The 19,579-nt window shown below is 56.8% G+C and carries 15 protein-coding genes; 13 read left to right on the top strand and 2 right to left on the bottom strand.

The window, feature by feature from the left end; all coding sequences use genetic code 11:
- Complete coding sequence (locus tag AC13FW_RS19510; protein WP_296246780.1) at positions 1-510, bottom strand: sigma-70 family RNA polymerase sigma factor; 510 nt, start codon at positions 508-510, stop codon at positions 1-3.
- Positions 511-974: 464 nt separating this feature from the next.
- Between AC13FW_RS19510 and AC13FW_RS19505 the strand changes: the two genes are divergently transcribed.
- From AC13FW_RS19505 to AC13FW_RS19470, 8 genes are all read left to right on the top strand, one after another.
- Complete coding sequence (locus AC13FW_RS19505; protein WP_482990181.1) at positions 975-3,305, top strand: TonB-dependent receptor; 2,331 nt, start codon at positions 975-977, stop codon at positions 3,303-3,305.
- A 704-nt stretch (positions 3,306-4,009) separates the two neighbouring features.
- A complete protein-coding gene (locus AC13FW_RS19500) occupies positions 4,010-4,972 on the top strand; it encodes a hypothetical protein (RefSeq protein ID WP_482990180.1) in 963 nt (320 codons plus the stop codon).
- Between the two features lie 21 nt (positions 4,973-4,993).
- Entirely contained in the window at positions 4,994-6,898 is a 1,905-nt protein-coding gene (locus AC13FW_RS19495) for a P-loop NTPase fold protein (RefSeq protein WP_482990179.1), read from the top strand.
- Positions 6,899-7,393: 495 nt separating this feature from the next.
- Entirely contained in the window at positions 7,394-8,788 is a 1,395-nt protein-coding gene (locus AC13FW_RS19490) for a hypothetical protein (RefSeq protein WP_482990178.1), read from the top strand.
- A 1,144-nt stretch (positions 8,789-9,932) separates the two neighbouring features.
- Positions 9,933-10,184, top strand: coding sequence for a hypothetical protein (locus AC13FW_RS19485; protein WP_482990177.1), 252 nt, complete (start codon positions 9,933-9,935; stop codon positions 10,182-10,184).
- A 334-nt stretch (positions 10,185-10,518) separates the two neighbouring features.
- Entirely contained in the window at positions 10,519-11,319 is an 801-nt protein-coding gene (locus tag AC13FW_RS19480) for an endonuclease (protein ID WP_482990176.1), read from the top strand.
- A 190-nt stretch (positions 11,320-11,509) separates the two neighbouring features.
- The gene (locus AC13FW_RS19475; protein ID WP_482990175.1) at positions 11,510-11,941 is read left to right on the top strand and encodes a BLUF domain-containing protein; all 432 of its coding nucleotides are present in this window, start codon (positions 11,510-11,512) and stop codon (positions 11,939-11,941) included.
- A 129-nt stretch (positions 11,942-12,070) separates the two neighbouring features.
- Complete coding sequence (locus tag AC13FW_RS19470; RefSeq protein WP_482990174.1) at positions 12,071-12,301, top strand: hypothetical protein; 231 nt, start codon at positions 12,071-12,073, stop codon at positions 12,299-12,301.
- A 340-nt stretch (positions 12,302-12,641) separates the two neighbouring features.
- Here AC13FW_RS19470 and arsN2 read toward each other — a convergent pair whose 3' ends face one another.
- Positions 12,642-13,070: an arsenic resistance N-acetyltransferase ArsN2 gene (gene arsN2 / locus AC13FW_RS19465; RefSeq protein WP_482990173.1), complete on the bottom strand. Its 429-nt coding sequence runs from the start codon at positions 13,068-13,070 to the stop codon at positions 12,642-12,644.
- 73 nt (positions 13,071-13,143) lie between these two features.
- Here arsN2 and AC13FW_RS19460 point away from each other — a divergent pair, with 73 nt between their 5' ends.
- The 5 genes from AC13FW_RS19460 to AC13FW_RS19440 all read left to right on the top strand — a co-directional run bounded on the left by AC13FW_RS19460 (position 13,144) and on the right by AC13FW_RS19440 (position 19,123).
- Positions 13,144-13,533, top strand: coding sequence for a rhodanese-like domain-containing protein (locus AC13FW_RS19460; protein WP_482990172.1), 390 nt, complete (start codon positions 13,144-13,146; stop codon positions 13,531-13,533).
- Between the two features lie 5 nt (positions 13,534-13,538).
- Entirely contained in the window at positions 13,539-13,871 is a 333-nt protein-coding gene (locus AC13FW_RS19455) for an ArsR/SmtB family transcription factor (protein WP_482990171.1), read from the top strand.
- 117 nt (positions 13,872-13,988) lie between these two features.
- A complete protein-coding gene (locus AC13FW_RS19450) occupies positions 13,989-14,342 on the top strand; it encodes a carboxymuconolactone decarboxylase family protein (RefSeq protein ID WP_482990170.1) in 354 nt (117 codons plus the stop codon).
- A 647-nt stretch (positions 14,343-14,989) separates the two neighbouring features.
- Complete coding sequence (locus AC13FW_RS19445) at positions 14,990-17,635, top strand: bifunctional diguanylate cyclase/phosphodiesterase (RefSeq protein ID WP_482990169.1); 2,646 nt, start codon at positions 14,990-14,992, stop codon at positions 17,633-17,635.
- Positions 17,636-18,265: 630 nt separating this feature from the next.
- Entirely contained in the window at positions 18,266-19,123 is an 858-nt protein-coding gene (locus AC13FW_RS19440) for an NAD-dependent epimerase/dehydratase family protein (RefSeq protein WP_482990168.1), read from the top strand.
- Positions 19,124-19,579: the final 456 nt, after the last annotated feature.

Raw genomic sequence — 19,579 nt, 5'->3', positions numbered from 1 at the left:
TCAATCCATGGCCTCGAGGCAGGCCGCCATCGCCAGCACGATGTCGCGCTTGATGGTGCGCTCGGTCACGCCCAGGCGCGTGGCAATCACCGCATAGGTCTGCCCGTCCAGCTGCGACAGCAGGAAGGCCTCACGTGCGCGCGGAGGCAATGCGTCCAGCATGCGGTCGATGCGCAGTAGCGCTTCCAGGGCTATCTGTCGCTGTTCCTCATCAGGTACCAGCGCCTCGGGCAGGCTTGCCAGCACCTCCAGCCACGCACGCTCCAGCGCGCGGCGCTGCCACAGATTGATGACCAGGCCGTTGGCGATGCGGGTCAGGTAAGCGCGCGGTTGCTCCAGCGTTGGCAACTGTGGCTTCTGCAGCAGGCGCACGAAGGTGTCCTGCGCCAGATCCGCTGCTGCCTCGTCCGCGGACATGCGTCGGCGCAGCCACTGCAACAACCACCCATGGTGCGCGACGTACAGGCCCTGCAGGGAATCAGGCGCCGGTGCCGGCGAAGCGTTGACCATGGGCAAATATTGCGAATAGGAATCACTATCATCCGATAAGTTGGGATTGCACGCAAACCGCGCATGCCGCCGGCAGCTGCAACAGCGACCGCCGACCAGCGAAACGACCCGGTTGCCCAGCTGCCCAGCTGTCTGGCTGTCTGGCTGTCTGGCTGTCTGGCTGTCTGGCTGTCTGGCTGTCTGGCTGCCTCGGGAGCCTCGGGAGCCTCGGGAGCCTCCGAAGCTTCGGGAGCTTCGGGAGCTTCGGGAGCTTCGGGGCAATGTTGGCGGAACCCATTAGCTGGTTTCCCATCATCTCGAACCTGGCTCCCTGCGCCAGCGCGCAGCAACACCGGTGCGCGAACGATCTCCCCGGCGAGCACCACCTCCCACGGAATGCCCCGCACTTGGCCGCGGCAGCAGAGGGCCTTTCGCTTTTCTTTAAACGATATATTATAACATTCCAATTTCCACGGGGATGATCCATGCGTCAACACGTACTTGCGGCCGCCGTGCTGCTCGTTGTCCAGAGCGCCTACGCCGCAGACGACACCACCCTGCCCACCGTCAAGGTCCGGGCAGACAAGGCTTCGAGGATCGACAGCATCGTTGTCGTCGAGAACACCCAGGCGCAGAACCGCACCCTGGGTGGCATGCTGGAACGCGTGCCAGGCGTGCAGAACAGCGCCTTCGGCCCGAACGCCGGCGCGCCGGTCATCCGCAGCCTGACCGGCAACCGCGTGCAGGTACTGGAGGATGGCCAGTCCATCCTCGGCATGAACGCGCTCAGCGGTGATATCGCCATTCCCTTCGATCCGTTGTTCGTGCGCAGCGTCAGCGTCAACAAGTCATCGGACAGCGTCCGTCACGGCGGCAACGCGATCGGCGGCAGCGTCGATGTCGACTCCGGCATCATCTCCACCAAGATGGAGGACAAGGACCAGGACATCGAGCTGGTGCTCCGGCAGGGCTTCAACGCCGCCGATGCGCAGGGCTTCCGGATGAACTTCAACAACCAGCGCAACTTCTCGACCAACCTGCAGATGTCGCACCAGCGCATCTCGCACTACGACATCCCCGGCAACAGCAAGGCCAGTGTCTGCGACAGCCAGCTGTTCCCGGCCGGCGGCGGGGTCAACAGCGGCCTGGCCGACAGCTGCCAGAAAGAAGCCCGCATCCAGCAGGTCTACAACAAGGCCTCGCAGCCCTACATCGACCAGTTCATGACCGAGAACCCCGACTGGGCGGACGGCAGCTTCTCGTTCTATACCAACCAGCCGTCATCGGTCTGGCAGGGCAAGACCTACGTGAATCCGGCAAACCCGGACTATGTGGCGGGCACGCCTTCGTATGTGCAGAACAAAATCAACCGCGATGTCACCCCGAATTACCGCGGCACGTTGGGCAACAGCTATTTCCGCAACACAAACATTGCCGCCGGTTCGACCTACTTCTTCAACCGCGGCTATGTCGGCATCAGCATCGACGCCAAGGACAGCGAGTACGGGGTGCCGGGCTTCTCGATGGACAACCTGTCCTTCGGCGCCGACCACAGCCAGAGCCGCCCGGTCGGCGTCGTACTCAAACAGACCAAGTACGCCTTGCAGGCCAACGTGCAGGATCCGTTCCCGCTGTTTGAAAGCGCTGACCTGCGCATGTCGCAGCTCAGCAATACCTCGGCCGAACAGCTGGGGACAAGCACGGCCAATGAGTACCAGTTCGATACCTACCAGGCCGAAGTGCTGCTGGCACAGCGTCGCGCTGGTCCGCTCAGCGGCTTGCTCGGGCTCAACCAGCGCACGCGCGATATCAGCGGCAGCGGCACGTTGCGCTACCTGCCCGATGTGCAGAGCGTGACCAATGCGGTATTCCTGAAACAGAGCCTCGACTTCACCGCGGTCTCCTTCGATGCCGGGTTCCGCCACGAGCGCGTGGATCATGACATCCGCAGCAGTGCCTTCAAGACCTCACGCAACTCGGCCAACTCGAAGCTGGAGGACAGGTCGTTCACGCTCAACAGCTACAACCTGGGGGCGCGCGCCGAACTCGGAAGCCACCTCAGCGCCAAGGCCCGCTATGCGTCGTCGCAACGGGCGCCGGAGGTCAATGAACTGTATGCCAGCAACGCCCACTACTCGGTCATGACCCAGGAAGAAGGCAACCAGAACCTGAAGCCCGAGCGTGCCAGGAACGTTGAATTCGCCCTGCTGTTCAACAACCGCGGCTTCGACATCTCCGCGACCGCCTACGTCATGAAATACGAGAATTACCTCTATCAGGGGTATTCCGGCCTGCAGACCGCCAATCGCCTGCCGCTGAAGTACTGGAAGCAGACCGACACCACGGTGAAGGGCTTCGAGGTCGATGTCTCGCAGACGCTGGAACTCGGTCGCTGGGGCAGCCTGAACCTCTCCGCGTTCACCGACCTGGTGAAGAACCGAGCAGACCATCCGGATTCACTGCGGGCACACAACGACGGCCACTACCTGCCCAACATGCCCACCAATCGCTATGGCGCCAACATCGGCTGGCAGAAAGGCGACTGGAAGGCCGGTATCTCCAGCACCTATTACGACAAGCAGAAGTACCTTGGGAAGAATGTCAGCGAGGAAGTGCCACTGGATGGCTTCAACATGCTGGACATGCAGGTAAGCCATCGCTTCCAGCCGCGTGGTGGCTACGCAAGCGCGATCGAGGTGTTCCTCAACGGCTCGAACCTGCTCGACGCAGAGGCCCGTCCGCACAACTCACCGTTGAAGTACATCGCGCCCCTGCCGGGCCGTGCATTCCAGCTTGGCGTGCGCATCAACCTCTGAGGGCCTGCCACTCCGGCAGCGCTACAAGCGGCTGCAGATGGTCATCGTCGGAAACGCGTAGCGTCCTGCCGCCAGGCCTGGCGCTGCGCTGGTGTCGATGGAACCAGCGCATGCAGGGTTGCAGGCTTCCGCCGCAGCGTCACGTCCCGGCACCATCTCAAGGAATCCAGGCGGCAACGGTTCCACTACTCGTTCTGGAAGGGCTGAAAAGCAGAAACCCCGGATTTCTCCGGGGTTTCTGCTGTCCTGGGACTGGCCCGGACTTCAATCTGGCGCGCCCGGAGGGATCCGAAACTGCAGCACATCCTATTGATTATTATTACATTTCAATATTCATTCGATCCGCAATACCCCCATCCATGCCCCCACTCGATCTTGTGACAAGGGTTGCGATCCACAAGGTGTAATTCTTGCTGAACTTGCGATAAGCAACCACCATCCCCTAGATCCAGTTAGCTGACCAATGCAAAGCGCAGCGCCGATTTGCGCGCCTCTTTGACTGGCGGGCCACCCTAGTAGCTCCTTCTACGTGTACGCGCCAATTCGGACGTCCCGATCTAAGGGCATGCGCAGATTTTTCTGTAACTCGAAACCCGTTGCTACAAAAAACTGCACACGCCCTGGCGAGGAGGCATTGCGGGCGGCCGTCGATGGCGTAACCATATAGATGAGTACATCCAGCGGACGCCAAGGAACGTGAGATCATGGAAGAACTGCCCCTCGACTCTCCGAGAAGGGGAGTCTCGGCCGAGTTCGGCTACTACCCAAAGCTCTGCGACATAGATACGGATCGCTTTTCGGTCCGAACGCTCACCACTCTCCAGGAATCCATTGCAGCGGTAACGAAAGATCCCTGTACCGTAAAAGACTGGATCTACTCCGGAGCGCAAGGTCATCTGGACGTATTCAGCGGGAAGGCCCGCTTAATGCCCTATGCCGCCCGGGTCTTTGGAATGCCCAAAACTCACGTCCTGACCCTTCATCAAAGCACCAACCCACTCGACCTTGAGTTCATCGTGTGGTGCCTTGCCTTCTTCCTGGGCATGCCATTGACGACGACCGAGGCCGGCTTTCTTGATGCGGCGCCGACGAAGCCCGGTAAGCTCGTGGACTTCGTTCTGACTCGCCCATGCGATGAATCCGATGCCATCGGATTGGCGTTGGACTTTCTCAATGCCGAGCCTGCCGATTCCCGGGCCCCCAAGCGCGTTGCGGCCGTCATCCATGCGTTGTTCCTGTCGCACAATCCTCAGAGCCTTCCCTTTGAGCGGTTCCAGTACCTCTACATGGCACTGGACGGGTGCTTCCAGCTCATTTCAGCCAAGGGAGGGGTAAAGCTCCCTCGAAGCCACGGTGAGCGTATTCAGTGGATGTGCGCGGCGTTCGACATGCCGGTCCCTGATTGGGCCAGGCACGCCACCACAACGCCGTCGTCGCTTTCGGTTGTTCGCAACAACGCCTTCCACGAGGGGCTCTTCTTTGGCGAGCCGCTTGGATTCTCGATCTATGGTGGCAATCAGCCGGCAGCAGATCCTGGCAACACGCCGCTCCAGATGCAGGCGTTAGTCAGCCGGCTCTTGGTTGCCATCCTTGGAAAGCCGGAAGCTAGCTACGTCAAGTCACCCGTCAACACGCGTCAGCTTCACGGACTCAACCTCCGTGAGTGAACTGACGAATTGGAAAGTTCGATGATCAGCCGGATCTGGAAGAAATTCATGCCGTCGAAAGAAGAAGAGCGCACTCCAGCCGCACCATACGGAGCAATCAAGAGTTCCGGGAATGAGATGGCGGATCGGAACGTTCACGTCAAGGAATACCTACGCTACTACCTTTCGCTGCCCACTCCACCGGGATTCGCCGTTCTTCTGAATGGCCCCTGGGGGATCGGAAAGACCTTCGTCGTCAAGAAATTCCTGGACACGCTGGACAAGGAAACGACGCCGTACATCTATGTGAGTCTCTACGGCATCCAATCGGTTGATGACATCGATGACGCTATCCTTCAAGGGATGTATCCCGTGCTGGCGAACAAGGGCGTTGTACTGGGAGGCAGGGCGCTCAAGTCGATCGGGAAGTATTTCAACGTGGAGCTAGATCTGAAAGCGAAGGACTTCCTCAACAAGTCCAAGGCCGACGTCTACGTGTTTGACGATCTAGAGCGGTGTGAGATGCCCATCAACGCCGTAATGGGCTACATCAATATGCTCGTGGAGCACGAGGGCCGCAAGGTCATCCTCATCGCGAACGAGAACGAGATCGACGATCAACCTCAGTACAGGCGGATACGCGAGAAGCTCGTGGGCAGGACATTCGAAGTGCAGTCCTCATTCGAAGAGGCGCTGGAAGGGTTTGTGTCCTCGGCAAAGGGTGAGCCGGCGAGAAAGCTCCTCTCCTCCGCCTCATCCACCATCTCGGAGCTGTATCACCAGTCTGAGATGAACAATCTGCGAGTTCTACAGCAAACCATCCTGGACTTCGAACGACTCTACATCGTTCTGGAAGAGAGACATCGCAAGAGCGAACAGGCGATGAAAGTCCTGCTGGCTCTCATGTTCGCGCTCTCTTTCGAAGTCAAGGCAGGGCGGCTCGACGGGGATGACATGAAGAATCGCCGAGTCCACCTCTTGTCGTCGCACATCAGGCGAAAAGAGCAAGACTACGTTGCGCCAAGAATTGTCGCGGTCAACGACCGCTATCCCCTTGCGCAGATCGATGCGGACCTTTTTTCGGACAATACCTTGGTCGACCTGATCGTGAGAGGCATCATTGACCGTCGAAAGCTTCGTGATGAGCTGGATGGCAGTTCATTCTTCTTTACGGCGGAGAAGGAGCCCGCGTGGCGTACCGTTTGGAATTCTCATGAGCGTACGGAAGAAGAGTTCAAAGTGGCGTTCGCCGAGATGACACGGGCTTTCGGCGCGCATGAGTACACGATCCTCGGCGAGATGCGGCATGTTTTCGGCATTCAGCTTAGGCTATCGAAAATCGGGGTGACGACCGCCAGTCGCGCACAGGTCGTTGCCGATGCAAAGTCCTATATCGACTACCTGTACGATCACCAATTGCTCGAGCCCCTTGAACGGCGCCAGTACACCTTCGATGACGATTTCGATAGCTACGCTGGCTTGGGCTACATCGAAGCCTCGTCAGCAGAGTTCAAGGAAATCTCCGAGTATCTTCATCAAAAACGTCATGCGACCGCGGTGGATCTTCGACCGGCCATCGCTCAGGACCTTCTCAAGGAGATGGTGGAAGACCCGAGTCAGTTCCTGCGCCGGATCTGCTTGACCAATCACGAAGACAATGAGTTCTATGACATCCCCGTCCTAGCTTCCTTGGATGTGCGGAAATTCGTAGATCTCTTTCTCGGGCTTCACCCAACAAAGCAGAAAACGGTGATCTTGGCGCTGAAGCTACGCTACCAGCATCGCATGCTGGACCGTGATCTGGAAGACGAACGGCCTTGGGCAACTGAGGTCCGCAGCCAGATACTGGCAGCCGGCGGTGCCATGTCTTCCATTTCCAAGGATCGAATTCAGCGGCTCGTCGCCTACGGTCTTGATGAAGCGCTCGATTCCGCAAAAGAATCGTAGGTCTTACGGTGACGCGTGTTTGCCTCCCTGGAACCCGCGATCCCCAAGCGCGCCGACGCTCTGTCGGGATGTATTGAGGCAGAGAATGACAAAGTCACCACATGGATCACCACCGGTACTTGAAGGGCTTATCTGCATCTCTTTTCCGCGATCCCAATGAATGAACTGCTATGGCTCCCGAAGAGGCAGCGCGTATTTGGCAGGCGGATAGCCTGCGTCTGAGGCGCTTGGTGAGAAGATCTAGTAGAGATGTCGTGCTAGCGCTTGCGCGTAATGGCGATGCCGCACTTCAGGGCTGGTACTTGGTGGTGCTGTCAGGAACGTCGCGATTGGTGACCGCCCCGTAGCTGCGCTTCGTCAGCTCAGCGACAGAGCCTGTATGTCAGGCTCGCAGCGTCTCGCCATCTTGCGGTCTAATGGGACACTTGGCCGCCCAAGTAAGGGGCCAGTGGGGGGCGCTTAGGCTGCAGTTTATTCTGAACTAAGGGGAATGCGATGAAGGGAATGACAGGATTTCTGACCGCGCTAGGCCTTTGGCTGGTGATCGGCACGGCCAACGCTCAGATGCAGGTCAAGGTCGGCCAGTGCTACGACGACATGCACAAACAACAGCTCGATATTGTCGAGACAAGGGCATTCAACCCGGCTCTTGGCTCGGTGACACCCATCTATAGCCAGCTTATTCGACCGCCACAACCCGGCTACGGCCTAGAGGTATACGCCATAGTGCCGGATCCTACGGGTATCAACCTGATGGCTGTGAAGTCTGCGGTCCCGGGTGTGCAATTCTGGATTCAGCGCAATGGCCTCCTGATCGCAGTCGAGCCAGGCCGCGTCGTCCCACTCGCACAGTGCGGTTACAACCCGCTGTGGGCAGCACAGTTCCCAGCACCGCACATTCCACCGCCGCAGCCCGTGACGCCGGTTTCGTTCTATCCCATGCCAGGCCAATCTGTGGCGACCGGTCCCGCTCACCTTGCTGGTAACCCCATTCCGGCGAATGCATTCAATGACGGTACCTATGCCGGTATTCCGCCACTAATGGGAGCGCAGCAGGCGCAAGCCTGCTTCAACAACGCAGATGGCAACCAGTCAGCCTTCTACTCGTGCGTCGCTGGAACCGCGTTTGGTACGCGCGAGAAGGCCGCGATGGAATGCGCTCAAAATGCGCAGGATAGGACTGAGCTCGGATTGTGCATCCTTGCCGACCAGATCGGAAGCGGCAACAGCAAGATCGCACAGGATGCCGCGGCCTGTTATGCCGAGTACGGCCACACGTGGAACGCCTATCCGCAGTGCCTCGCAATGAAAAATACCCCGCCAGAAGCTGCCCAGTTGATCAACTGCGCGCGCACTCAAATGGCGGCTGGACAAACACCTAACTACTGGACAATTGGACTGTGCGCTCTTCCCAGGTCCATGTTCAATCCCAATCCGGAGACCACCATCGCGCTTGAGTGCGCCGCCACGACGGGCGGCCAGCCGAAACTCTTCGTGGCTTGCGCTGGAGGTCGTCTGCTGGAACGCGAACTCGATAAGTGCTTCTCGGGTGGCATCGGAACCTCGAACGGTTGTTTCGGTCCAAACAACTCGATCACCCAAGCATACGATCAAATTGAGAACCAGCTGCGCAATGTCCTTGGCGCCAACAGCGTCGCGTTTCAGGCATGGCAGATCGCCCGCCTCTCGATGGACCCGTACAAGATGGCAGAAGCGACCCGCAACGTGAATCGGGAAGTCAATATGGCGATCACGAACGCGAACAACGCGATTGCAACTGCCGGCAAGCAGGCTGCGGAGGCGATTGCCAAAGCTACTCCCGATGTAACGATCGGTAGGTCCAGCAACGGCCTTCCCAGCGTGACGATTCGCAAACCGAAGTGGCTGTAAGGAATTAAACATGAGTTAGACGAACTCGGCACCCTTCGCCATCACAAGGTGATCAGCAAGCACCAAGGCAGCAAGGCGTATGAAGCTGCGAGGAAGATCTACCTTACAAAGAACCCCGGCAACAACGCGCACTGCAGCAAGAAGGTGGTGCAGTGAGCGTCGCTAGCGTGTAGATGCTACTGACCAGGTCACACGCAAACCAAGAGCTCACAAGCTCGACTACACTCAGAGCTCAGCTAGCCACGTGCTGCGTCCGGTCCGCTTGGCTAGTGGGCGTGGCACCTTGATGCTACGATTTTTCAATCCCGGACTCATGTGCCAATCATGACCGAATCGACTACTTCCTCATGCCTCACCCCAGCAGAGCTGGCCGAACTGCGCAGGGCATATGAGCGATACGGCACCGGCGATGGCTTTTGGATCAACTACACAGCCATTCTTGAAAAAGCGAGCGTTAGAGAGGGTTGCGATCAGGACCGCGCAAACGATGAAATGAGAGCTGCATTTCGAAGATGGGCAAAGGACGACCCACAATTCCCTTAGACCTCAGAGACCACGAAAGCTGTTCAAACTGTAAAAAGCCAGCGAACCAGATCCGTCACGGATCTCCGGAGTGGATGAAAACTTGGGCCGTGACATGTTCAGTGTCACTCAAGACGAAGCACGATGACCGAATCACTACTAGTCTTGCGAACGTCACGCGCATAGCATGTGATGCGCTACCGACGCGTTGGAATTTTACCTAGCAACGCAGTAGTAGTACTGTTCTTCATCGAAGTGGGGTTGCGCAGCTTTCTTAGCGGACACCAATCACAATACGTGAGAGTGTCGTAAGACGAAGACTTTGCTTTGCTCTGAGCCTGTTAAACCTTAGGTAGGTAATCAAGCTGGTCGCCTCCTGGTCGGTCCGCGTGGCGCCCCTCCTTCCACACGAGAGCATCTTTCTGAGGATGATCGAGGCCGCCAAACGCTTGATCCCCGCCGGCGTTCAACACTTTATTGTGGGAGCGGAAGCGCCTAAATGTACACCCACTGAATTCGCCTCAATCCACCCTGACTCGATCTTCACAGAGATGAAGGAATCATCTGCGCTCCCTCCAGTGGCATAGGAGGATGTCGAGAAACAGTCAAAGGGAGATTTTCCATGGGGTCAGTCGCAATGTACCTGGTAGGGCCAGGTCAGCAACGCCGCTCGGTGAGCATTCTGTCGCGCCAAAACAAGCGATTGTTTACCGGCAGTGTCGACAGCATTCGCATCAAGAATCGCGCGATCTCAGAGATCGAAGTGAAGACGTTGGTAGACGAGAATGGAAACATTGCCGTTCAGTCTGACTACGACGGATTCCGCTTCAAATACCCCGACTCTGAAATCCACTGGAGCCTGGTAATTGGCTGAACAAAAGCCCGGCTCCCGCCGGGCTTTTTCTTTGGTGAGAGCAGCAAGTCAGGACACATCAACTTCACCATCCATAGCGGAGCATAAGGACTCATAAGTTAGCTATTGGAGGCTGTATGAAGACCGCGCCGCCCCATTTCCGCCGACCCTCACTATGGATATCAGCCTTTTGCATGGGACTTGGTGCGACGCTGGCATCCGTAATACAAGCAGCACTGTAAGCCTGCGTCCGCTCACTCGAAGCTATCCACCAAAGCACTCTCACTGCGCTCGCTCGAACACCTGAACAACCCATCGCTGCAGCAATGAGAGTTGAACGCTACGCTTGTTTCCGATGGCATCGTTATCCGACCTACTCGCGTTCGCTCGGGACCTCCCCAATGCCCCTGGTACCTACACGTTCCACGGCCACGGCGGAGTTCCCCTCTATATAGGCAAGAGCATCCATATCCGCACTCGGGTCCTCGACCACCTGAGATCTGCGAATGATGCGCGACTGAATAGCTCAACCCTCAGCTTCTCGTTCATTCGTACAGCTGGCGACATCGGCGCCCAGTTGCTTGAAGCGACGCAAGTCAAGCGCCACCAGCCTCTGTTCAACCATCGCCTGAGGCGCAACCGGAAGCTGTGCACACTTACCTTCGAGCATGGAGAGCTCACAATTGCTAACGTCCATGAAGCAGGTGGTGCGCCCAGCTATGGCCTGTTTGCCAGCAGGCATGCCGCTATCGAGGGCTTGCGAGCCATCGCGGATGATCACCTACTTTGCTACAGCCGGCTCGGAATAGAAAAGCTGCAGGCAGGACGCTCATGCTTTCGCCACTCTATTCGTCGATGCCTTGGGGTTTGTTGCGGAAAGGAGACCGATGACGCGCATCGTCATAGACTCCTCTCTGCCCTCGTGGAACGCCACGTACAAGCATGGCCCTTCCCTGGCGCAATAGGGATCATTGAACGCTCCAGCGACCTGGAGCAGATTCACGTGGTCCGCAACTGGTCTTATCTGGGAAGTGCGTCTGACAAGGCCGCGGCGAAGAAGCTGTCCAAGCCAGCCCCAGGCTTCGATCGCGATGGCTACAAAATACTGGTGAAGCCCCTACTGTCCAAGACCGTGGAGCTTATCGAGCTCTCTTAGCCTTTGGGTCTCAGCACCCTCGGCCAGAAACGGGGTTCCCTTTCGCTCCCGAACGAGCAGGAAGAGCAAAGCCAATACGTGAAAGAAACAAGGCTTTGGGTGGTGGAAGGTCGGCTCAAAAAAATCTCACGTGAACGGTGAGATTGTGCCAATCTGGCGACAGCAATGCCGTCATCATCAGGATAAATCAATGCCATATCACGCGATTGCTTATGCGAGCACCGCAGTCGCAGGCCTGACAACAGAAGATATTGATCGACTGTTGATCGACGCTCGCGCTAGGAACCAGATCCAACGTGTGACGGGAGTCTTACTTTACGACGGAAGCCGGTTCTTTCAGTATCTGGAAGGGCCTGACTACGGTGTGAGCAAGATCTACTCACGCATTCAGGAATCCTCAAAGCATGCCCGGATCGAGGAACTCTTCAACGGTCCTCTTGAAGCAACCTATTTCCGTCAGTGGTACATGGCCTGCAGCAAAACCGACGGCAGTATCCTGCAGAAATTCTGCACGAAAGAGTGGCGTCGCGAGGCTCCTTATCTCGGTGAAGGCCATGAGGGTGAGCCACCAGAAGTGCTTCAAGACTTGATTCGGTTCTGGAACGAGATTCGCCCAGACTGATCTTGTCCGTAGCTGAAAGCGAGCTCTCAGCTACGAATCTGCCAAGGCCCCGACTTCGCCTTTAGATGGGCGAGGTGTTCGCAAACGACCTTCTTCAACCCATAAGCCCAGCTCCCGCTAGGAATAGTCATGCCAAAAATTGAAATGTTCCTGCAAGGCCCCGGTGGAGAACTGCGCAAGGTCAAGTCTTCGAGCCCCAGCATATCCGAGAAGATAGAGCGGTCTTCTCAGCACTCCCCCATCTCCCAAAGTATGCTGGGGATCGGCCGTGTGACCGATACAGAGGGGCGCGTTGCCATCCAGGTTGACCACGAAGGATTCTCTACCGTTATGACGAAAGAGGCCCAACTTGGGCGCTAGTTGTTCAGTAGTGACGGCCTGCTCACAAGGTCAGTACACCTGTGGTACTGCTTGCACGGATTGTTTGCATTGCGCACGGAATGTATCGTTAGAGGTTGGCCACACGACTCGGGGCCCGTGTTGTGCGTTCGACAAAGTAGGGTACGAAGCCGGTACGGATTGAAGCCCAGAGCTTTGTCAGACAGCGCACCAGTAAGATGCGGGCGCAGCACGGGCTAACCTAACGTCTTGAATAACTGTCGCCTCCCGGAAGCCCGAGCCAGACATTCTGGGAATGTCGCCAGGAAGAAGCTCCAGGTCACAGGTGACGTCCGCTTTCGGCCATAAAGAGAAACCGACGCTATAAGTGCTTCATCATGAATTCCGCAGTTCCAGGACATAAGCCGGCGAACTGCTGAGACTTGCGGATTGATTCCGGCGCTGCCACCCGAGGCAGACATCTGTAGCCGCAGCGCTCGAACAAGGCGACTGCCGTGGTCGTCATTAAAAACAGCTCGGTGATGCCAGCATTGGTCGCTAGCTGTTCTGCATGGCGCACCAGCACCGAGCCGTAGCCAAGTCCTCGACGACCCTGCGCGACCGCCAAGGAACGTAGCAAGCCTGCCGGTGGATGCAGCTCTACACCTACTACACCGATGAGCTCATCTTCTTCGTAGAGACCACCGAAAACCCTACGCACACTGTCCTCAAGGTCGGTTACAGGCAGCGCGGCGTCCTTCAGCAAGGACAAGACAGCAAAGTTCACGGAAATTGTCTTGAAAGTTTTCATCGATCGCCCCCCCCCTTGCCTTTTACATTAGGTATTTCTAAATTAGATTTGTCTAATTTACAGGAAGTCCGTTATGCGAACCGCCAACGACTTGGTCAATGCCGCACGCGAACGCATCAAAGAGATCCAAGTGGAGCATTTTGCTGCTCTCTCCGAGGCCAGGCCGCTGCTTATCGATGTGCGGGAACCAAACGAATTCGCGGAAAGCCATGTCCGAGGAGCAATCAATCTTCCTCGAGGTCTGCTGGAATTCAAAATTCTGAGCCATCCAGAGCTTGCTGGTAGTTCGGCGGAAGAACCAGCGTCACAGGCAGCGCGGCCAATTGTCGTCTATTGCCAAACGGGAGGACGCGCTGCTCTTGCTGCAGATAGCTTGCAGCAGCTTGGTTTCAGCAAGGTGCAATCACTAGCAGGCGGCATCACCGCGTGGAAAGAAGCGGGTTTCCCCGTGGTCACCGACTAGCCCATATGTCCAAGACCAATACGAAACATTCGACCTCGGAACTGTACACAATGCGCGAGCACGCAAGTCACGCTGCGCAATTGCTCAAGGCCCTAGCCAATGAGAACCGACTATTGATCCTCTGCCTACTAGCTGAGCGCGAATGTTCAGTTAGTGAGCTGAATCTAGAGCTGGACCTCAGTCAGTCATCGCTATCGCAACATCTTGCTTTGTTACGGGCAGAGGGCCTTGTAGTCAGTCGTCGCGAAGCTCAGCTGATCTACTACTCCCTGGCTCCGGGTCCCGCCTTCGAGGTGATGAGCACCCTTCACAAAATTTACTGCGCTGATCACTCCTAGCCAGCGGTAACGCGCTAAGGCTGTTTATCAAATGCAGCCACTCACCCAAACGCATCTATGTGAAGGAGTGGAAATCATTAGCGCCTTCTCATTAGCTTCACAACCTAAGGAAATGCAATGAACGCCAATTCGTATGCCGAACTGACTCGCGAAATATCCCAGAATTTGACCGAGCTCCGCACCCAGAACAGTGCGGTGATGCAAGGCTTCGGAGCCCTCAGCAAAGCCGCAATGAATCCAGGTGCGCTAGACGAGAAGACAAAAGAGCTCATCGCCATGGCGATTGGCGTCGCAAATCGGTGTGATGGCTGCCTGGGCTTTCATGCCAAAGCGCTGGTTCGCCTGGGCGCTACTCCAGAGGAATTTCGAGAAATGCTTGGCGTAGCCGTCTACATGGGAGGAGGTCCGTCACTTATGTACGCAGCAAACGCCCTTGCTGCCTATCGGGAGTTCAACGAGCCGCAAAGGTGACAGCAACCCTTTCACAGGGGAACTCAGTGATTCATTCCGACCTAGCACTCAATTGTTTTGCTTTCTATACATAAAAACCGGATGACTCCGGAGCGGTAGAGAGAGGATTCAGAAATCAATCCTTATGCATACTCCGCTGTTGTCGTGTAGCTATGTCAGATTTGCAGCGGGGTCGACTAGTAGCGGAGCGATACAGGAAGGCTTGCGCTAAACGCTAGGCCCTCAATATCGACCGTCTACGCGAAGCAGTCCCGACCTCGGACACTGAGCCCCAGCGCGAAATGTACGCCGAGCATGCTAAGGCCGCAGTCAACGTGGCCTTTGCTGGCCAATTCTCGATCCGTCTCGGTCTGCTCCATGCGTCGATCAAGAGGCAGACCGAATCAGCTGGCTCGTCCGCGGGACATCGCCCATCAGTGGAGCTAGCCCTGTCTTCAGATTTTATGCCCCCCCCAGGTTGCATTCGGATCAGAGCCCCCACCCTTCAGGATCTTCCCCGTAACGCCGATATCCGTACTCGGTCCACAAGGACCCGTAGTTGCGTTATGGTAGCTGCAGCATTGTTCTTACTATTTCTACGGCCAGCCAGTGAGCGGCAGGCCACATGTTCCTCATGGCGCGACATTACGCAGGGGGTCAATCGGCACGTGAATTTCAACCAGCCAGATCACGAAGATTCCGCGCGCGCCATGTCCATTCATGATGGCAGCCTACCGCCGCTCGCTTGGGCAGTTGCCGGCCTGTTGTTCGGACTGACCTGCACTGCGGTCCTGGCGCATCGCGAATGGTCCGAACTGCAGCATAGGACGGAAGAGGCCAGCAGCACCTTGGCAGATACTAGCGTTGCGCAACTACGCGTACCGCTTGATCGCGCGGCTTCCATTCTACGCTCGATGCAGACAGTCTTCCTCGCCAATGACCGGATGGACCAAGCGGGGTTCAGCGAATACTACACGCGTCTAGACAATAGCCACGATGCTTACACCTCCATCGCCTTTGCTCGACGCACGCAGGTGCATCGACCGCAAACGGACCATGCCGCATATCGCTATGAATTTGTGTCGCCCTACCAGAGCAATATCAGCCTGCTAGGTTTTGACATGACCTCCCAACCAGCCAACCTGGCAGCCTTGGTACGCGCCAGAGATACAGACACCGTCACCCTTTCGGCTCCGTTCACCCTGCGCCAACACTCGCCCTCGGGAGAGAATAAGCTGGGGGTCACGCTCCGCCTGCCGGTCTATTCCAAAGGCGCAGCACCGGCGTCCACGAGCGAACGAAGAGCCCGGGAAATCGGCGCACTTGCCGTAGGCATTCGCTTGCAACCACTGATCGAAAGTGCACTTGAATCGCGCATCAAGGAAGGCTTCCGGATCAGAATCCGCGATACGAATGCGCGTTCCCTACCATTCTACGATTCGGGCTTAGCGGCGGCACACGGGCTGCCCACCCAGCACCGTCAACTTGATTTCGGCGGCAGACGCTGGTACCTAGAGATGCTGCCCGTCCCACGCCCTTTGGACCTAGGCCAGCTGCACACTATCATCCTAGCCGGAAGCATCATCAGTCTCCTGCTATCGGCTCTAATGTGGTCGTTGGCCGTGACTAGGCGCAAGGCGCTAGCACTTGGCGAGCAGATGAGTACACGCTACAGAGAGAGCGAGCTGCGTTTCCGAGCCCTGAATGAACTACTGCCAGCGCTGGTGTTACTGGCCGACGCCCGCAACTGGAAGATCGCATACGCCAATCAGGCAGCGCGGAGGCGTTTTGGAGACCCAACCGGCCTGCCACTCTCTTCGCTATTTCTGGACCAACTACTCCAGGATCGCATACGTAGCCCCGCAAATATTCGCAACACTTGGAATTGCCTCGAAGCCGAATTGCGAGGTGGAGATGGCACCAGCTTCTGGGCGAACGCCTCTATAGTCGAGGTAAATGTTGATGGCGCACCTCATCTATTGATGGTAGCGACCGATAATTCCGAACAGCGAGAACTTACAGACCGCCTGAGCTATCAAGCGGCACATGATGCACTGACCGGACTCTACAACCGTCGTGAGTTCGAACGGCGTGTGGAGGAACTGCTTCAGAATCGATCCACGATAGCGAAGAGTGGCGTGTGGGCGCTGCTCTATATTGACCTTGACCAGTTCAAACTAATCAATGACGTATCTGGGCATATGGCGGGTGACCAGCTGCTGGAGCAACTTGCGCTGATCATGCGTCAGCAGACGCGCAGCGACGACGTACTCGCGCGCTTGGGCGGAGACGAATTCGGCTTGCTGAGCTTCCACGCCGACAGCGGCGGGGCACTGGTACTGGCGGAGCAGCTGCGCGGAAGCATCGAGGCGTTGCTATTTGCCTGGCAAGAACGCAGCTATAGAGTCAGCTGCAGTATCGGGATGGTGGTTATTGACCAGCAGGTGCCCACCCTGAAAGATCTACTCGCGTGGGCGGACACGGCTTGCTACCTGGCAAAGGAGAACGGGCGTAACCGCGTGTACGTCTATCGTGAGGACGATGAGACGACTCGCCGCCGAGGAGAGATGGAGTGGGTCAATCGACTGCGTTGGGCTATCGAACAGGACCGCCTGCTCCTTGACTACCAAGAGATCATCTCGCTCACTGGGGAGGATACCGGTACCAATATCGAACTACTGCTGCGCCTGCGAGATGAAGATGGCAGCATTGTGCTACCAGGGGCGTTTCTACCCGCTGCCGAGCGCTATGGCTTGATGCCCGCCATTGACCGCTGGGTGATCCGGAAGGCCCTCTCAAACTTCACCACCCTCCACCCAACTGCGCAGAAGCTTGGCAGCTGTGCAATCAATCTGTCGGGCGCCAGTATCGAGGACGAAGGCTTAGCCGACTTCATTCTTGATAGTTTGAAAGAGTACGCTGTGTCGCCGCAGCAGCTTTGCTTTGAGATCACCGAGACCGTCGCCGTTCGCAACCTGGTCAAGGTGGCAAGCATCGTCGAACGCCTACGGCGTGCCGGCTGTAGTATCGCCCTCGATGACTTTGGCGCGGGCATGTCTTCATTCGGTTATCTCAAGAGTCTCCCGCTGGACCTGATCAAGATCGATCGTAGCTTCATTGCTGATCTGGACTCCGATCCGACCAGCCACACCATCATCAGTGCGATCGCCAAGATAGGCCACCAACGCGGCCTAAAAGTTGTGGCCGAGGGCGTTAGCTCTCAGCATCTGTGTAGTGCAGCGCGCTCCTTGGGCGTGGACTACGCACAGGGCTTTGGCTTACACCGTCCGGAACGAGTGAAGTTCCAATGCTAAATCTGGCAATAGGCGTCAGCAGCGACCCTCCAGCGAACTGAGATTTCTTGCGCGATTCTCACCGACTTCTTCTGGATGGCTGAGCCTGAGCACGCTCTTTGATTGCGACTAACTCAAACCTGAAGCTGGTGCGACTTAGGATTAACATAGAGTCGCTCTCAACGCGACTCTTCAGTCCTCGGGCATATGGCAAACCACTTCCACATTGTGCCCATCGGGGGCGATGACGAAAGCAGCATAGTAGCTAGGATGATACGACGGCCTCAATCCAGGAGGCCCATTATCCTGACCTCCCGCTGCAATCGCCGCGGCATAGAACATATCAACGTGGGTGCGAGACTTCGCCGCGATCGCGAGATGCAAAGGAGTTGGAGGAGCGCAGGCGGGATAGATCCATAGCGATGGCTTCCCTCCCAACCCGAGGCCAACACTATCAGGTCCTCGCATAGCAATTGTGATCCCCAAGGGCGAAAGAGCACGAAGAAGAAAGCTCTCCAACGCCGCTGGGCTATTTGAGCGTATGCCGATGTGATCGAACATGGATATCCTTGGTTCGAACCAGCCGCAAAAGAAGAAATAGAATAGACCACACCAAGTGCCGTCACCATCTTCGCCGAAGAAACACTTGAAATGAATACACTACTGATGATCGGCGGAGAACTCTGCAGCCACGTTGGGAACGCACTTGCTCACGATAGCTGCAAGGTTTTAGGCATACGCCGCACGCCTGTATCAAAGGAACTAGCAGGCGCAACCACCTGGTACCAGGCCGATCTATCTTCCCCACAGAGCCTTTCATTCTTAGCTGACAAGGCATTCGCTGGCGTCAGCCATGTTCTCTATGCGCCATCGCCCGATAGCAGGTCTGCGGCGCACTACGAAAACGTCTACCCACAGGGGCTGAGAGCACTGCTAACCAAGCTCCCTACAAGCTGTATCGAGCGACTTCAGCGCTGCGTCCTTGTCGGATCGTCAGTAGTTTGGGCACCATCTGATGCTTGGGTTGATGAAGACACACCTGCTACAGCGGAAAACTTTCGTGCGAGAGCAGTGCTGCAAGCAGAAGAAATCCTGCATACCCACGTCCCACTAGGTGCAGGTGTCGCACTCAGGCTATCCGGACTATATGGCCCGGGACGAACATACCTGCTGAATGCTCTGCGTGCTGGAACCATCCCTACCCCCGAGGGCCCTGGGCATTGGTCCAATCGAATTCATATCGATGATGCTGCAAGCGCCTGCGCTCATCTACTGACCCTCCCCGCCCCTGAACCGCTGTACATAGGAACGGACAATTGTCCGCTTCCAACTTCGACACTCTACGACTCAGTAGCGGAACTACTAGGTGCACCAATTCCTGCCAGAAAGCACTGTGATCCGACTGGGAAGCGGTTATCGAACAGTCGCCTCCGAGCATCCGGATGGACGCCGACCTGGGGAAGCGCACTGGATTGGTACAAAAGTACGCTGTGCCAATCCACTTCGTAGATCACGAAGCTTTGCTTCGACAAGCCAAACACGCACTCTTTTGAGGTTTCTTAGCAACTCACGTTTTCGCCTTAGAGCTCCGGCTAGAAGAGCATATGCATATCCAGAGATCACCTAGCGACATATCTTCGTCGAGCGCGATCAGATACCCCAAGATAGCTCCCTAGAACTTACGAGCCCATCTAACGCCGAGCCAACTAACTTCGGGTTGCTAATAGCGAGCAGACAAGATAGCTCCAGTAGCTTCGGCAATCCGCCGATAGCAAATGCTATTCCGAGCCGGCGCATCATTAACTCCACAGCTCGACTCCTCGTTCCAGGTGGAAAGATGTCGCCTGCCCGTAAACTTGATCCAGGCATTCTTAGAGGTCTCCGGGCAAACTAGCCCCAAGGAGACCACTGATGCGCAAGAGCAAATTCACCGAGAGTCAGATCGTTACGACGTTGAAGCAGGTT

The sequence above is a fragment of the Stenotrophomonas sp. 21LCFQ19 genome, from assembly GCF_056861425.1.
The sequence above is the reverse complement of the archived record's forward strand: the minus strand, read 5'-3'. Positions and strand labels throughout refer to the sequence as shown.

Excerpts from the sequence above, each read along its gene's own strand:
- AC13FW_RS19510 (WP_296246780.1), bottom strand. The coding sequence starts at position 510 with ATGGTCAACGCTTCGCCGGCACCGGCGCCTGATTCCCTGCAGGGCCTG.
- AC13FW_RS19505 (WP_482990181.1), top strand. The coding sequence starts at position 975 with ATGCGTCAACACGTACTTGCGGCCGCCGTGCTGCTCGTTGTCCAGAGC.
- AC13FW_RS19500 (WP_482990180.1), top strand. The coding sequence starts at position 4,010 with ATGGAAGAACTGCCCCTCGACTCTCCGAGAAGGGGAGTCTCGGCCGAG.
- AC13FW_RS19495 (WP_482990179.1), top strand. The coding sequence starts at position 4,994 with ATGATCAGCCGGATCTGGAAGAAATTCATGCCGTCGAAAGAAGAAGAG.
- AC13FW_RS19490 (WP_482990178.1), top strand. The coding sequence starts at position 7,394 with ATGAAGGGAATGACAGGATTTCTGACCGCGCTAGGCCTTTGGCTGGTG.
- AC13FW_RS19485 (WP_482990177.1), top strand. The coding sequence starts at position 9,933 with ATGGGGTCAGTCGCAATGTACCTGGTAGGGCCAGGTCAGCAACGCCGC.
- AC13FW_RS19480 (WP_482990176.1), top strand. The coding sequence starts at position 10,519 with ATGGCATCGTTATCCGACCTACTCGCGTTCGCTCGGGACCTCCCCAAT.
- AC13FW_RS19475 (WP_482990175.1), top strand. The coding sequence starts at position 11,510 with ATGCCATATCACGCGATTGCTTATGCGAGCACCGCAGTCGCAGGCCTG.
- AC13FW_RS19470 (WP_482990174.1), top strand. The coding sequence starts at position 12,071 with ATGCCAAAAATTGAAATGTTCCTGCAAGGCCCCGGTGGAGAACTGCGC.
- arsN2 (WP_482990173.1), bottom strand. The coding sequence starts at position 13,070 with ATGAAAACTTTCAAGACAATTTCCGTGAACTTTGCTGTCTTGTCCTTG.
- AC13FW_RS19460 (WP_482990172.1), top strand. The coding sequence starts at position 13,144 with ATGCGAACCGCCAACGACTTGGTCAATGCCGCACGCGAACGCATCAAA.
- AC13FW_RS19455 (WP_482990171.1), top strand. The coding sequence starts at position 13,539 with ATGTCCAAGACCAATACGAAACATTCGACCTCGGAACTGTACACAATG.
- AC13FW_RS19450 (WP_482990170.1), top strand. The coding sequence starts at position 13,989 with ATGAACGCCAATTCGTATGCCGAACTGACTCGCGAAATATCCCAGAAT.
- AC13FW_RS19440 (WP_482990168.1), top strand. The coding sequence starts at position 18,266 with ATGAATACACTACTGATGATCGGCGGAGAACTCTGCAGCCACGTTGGG.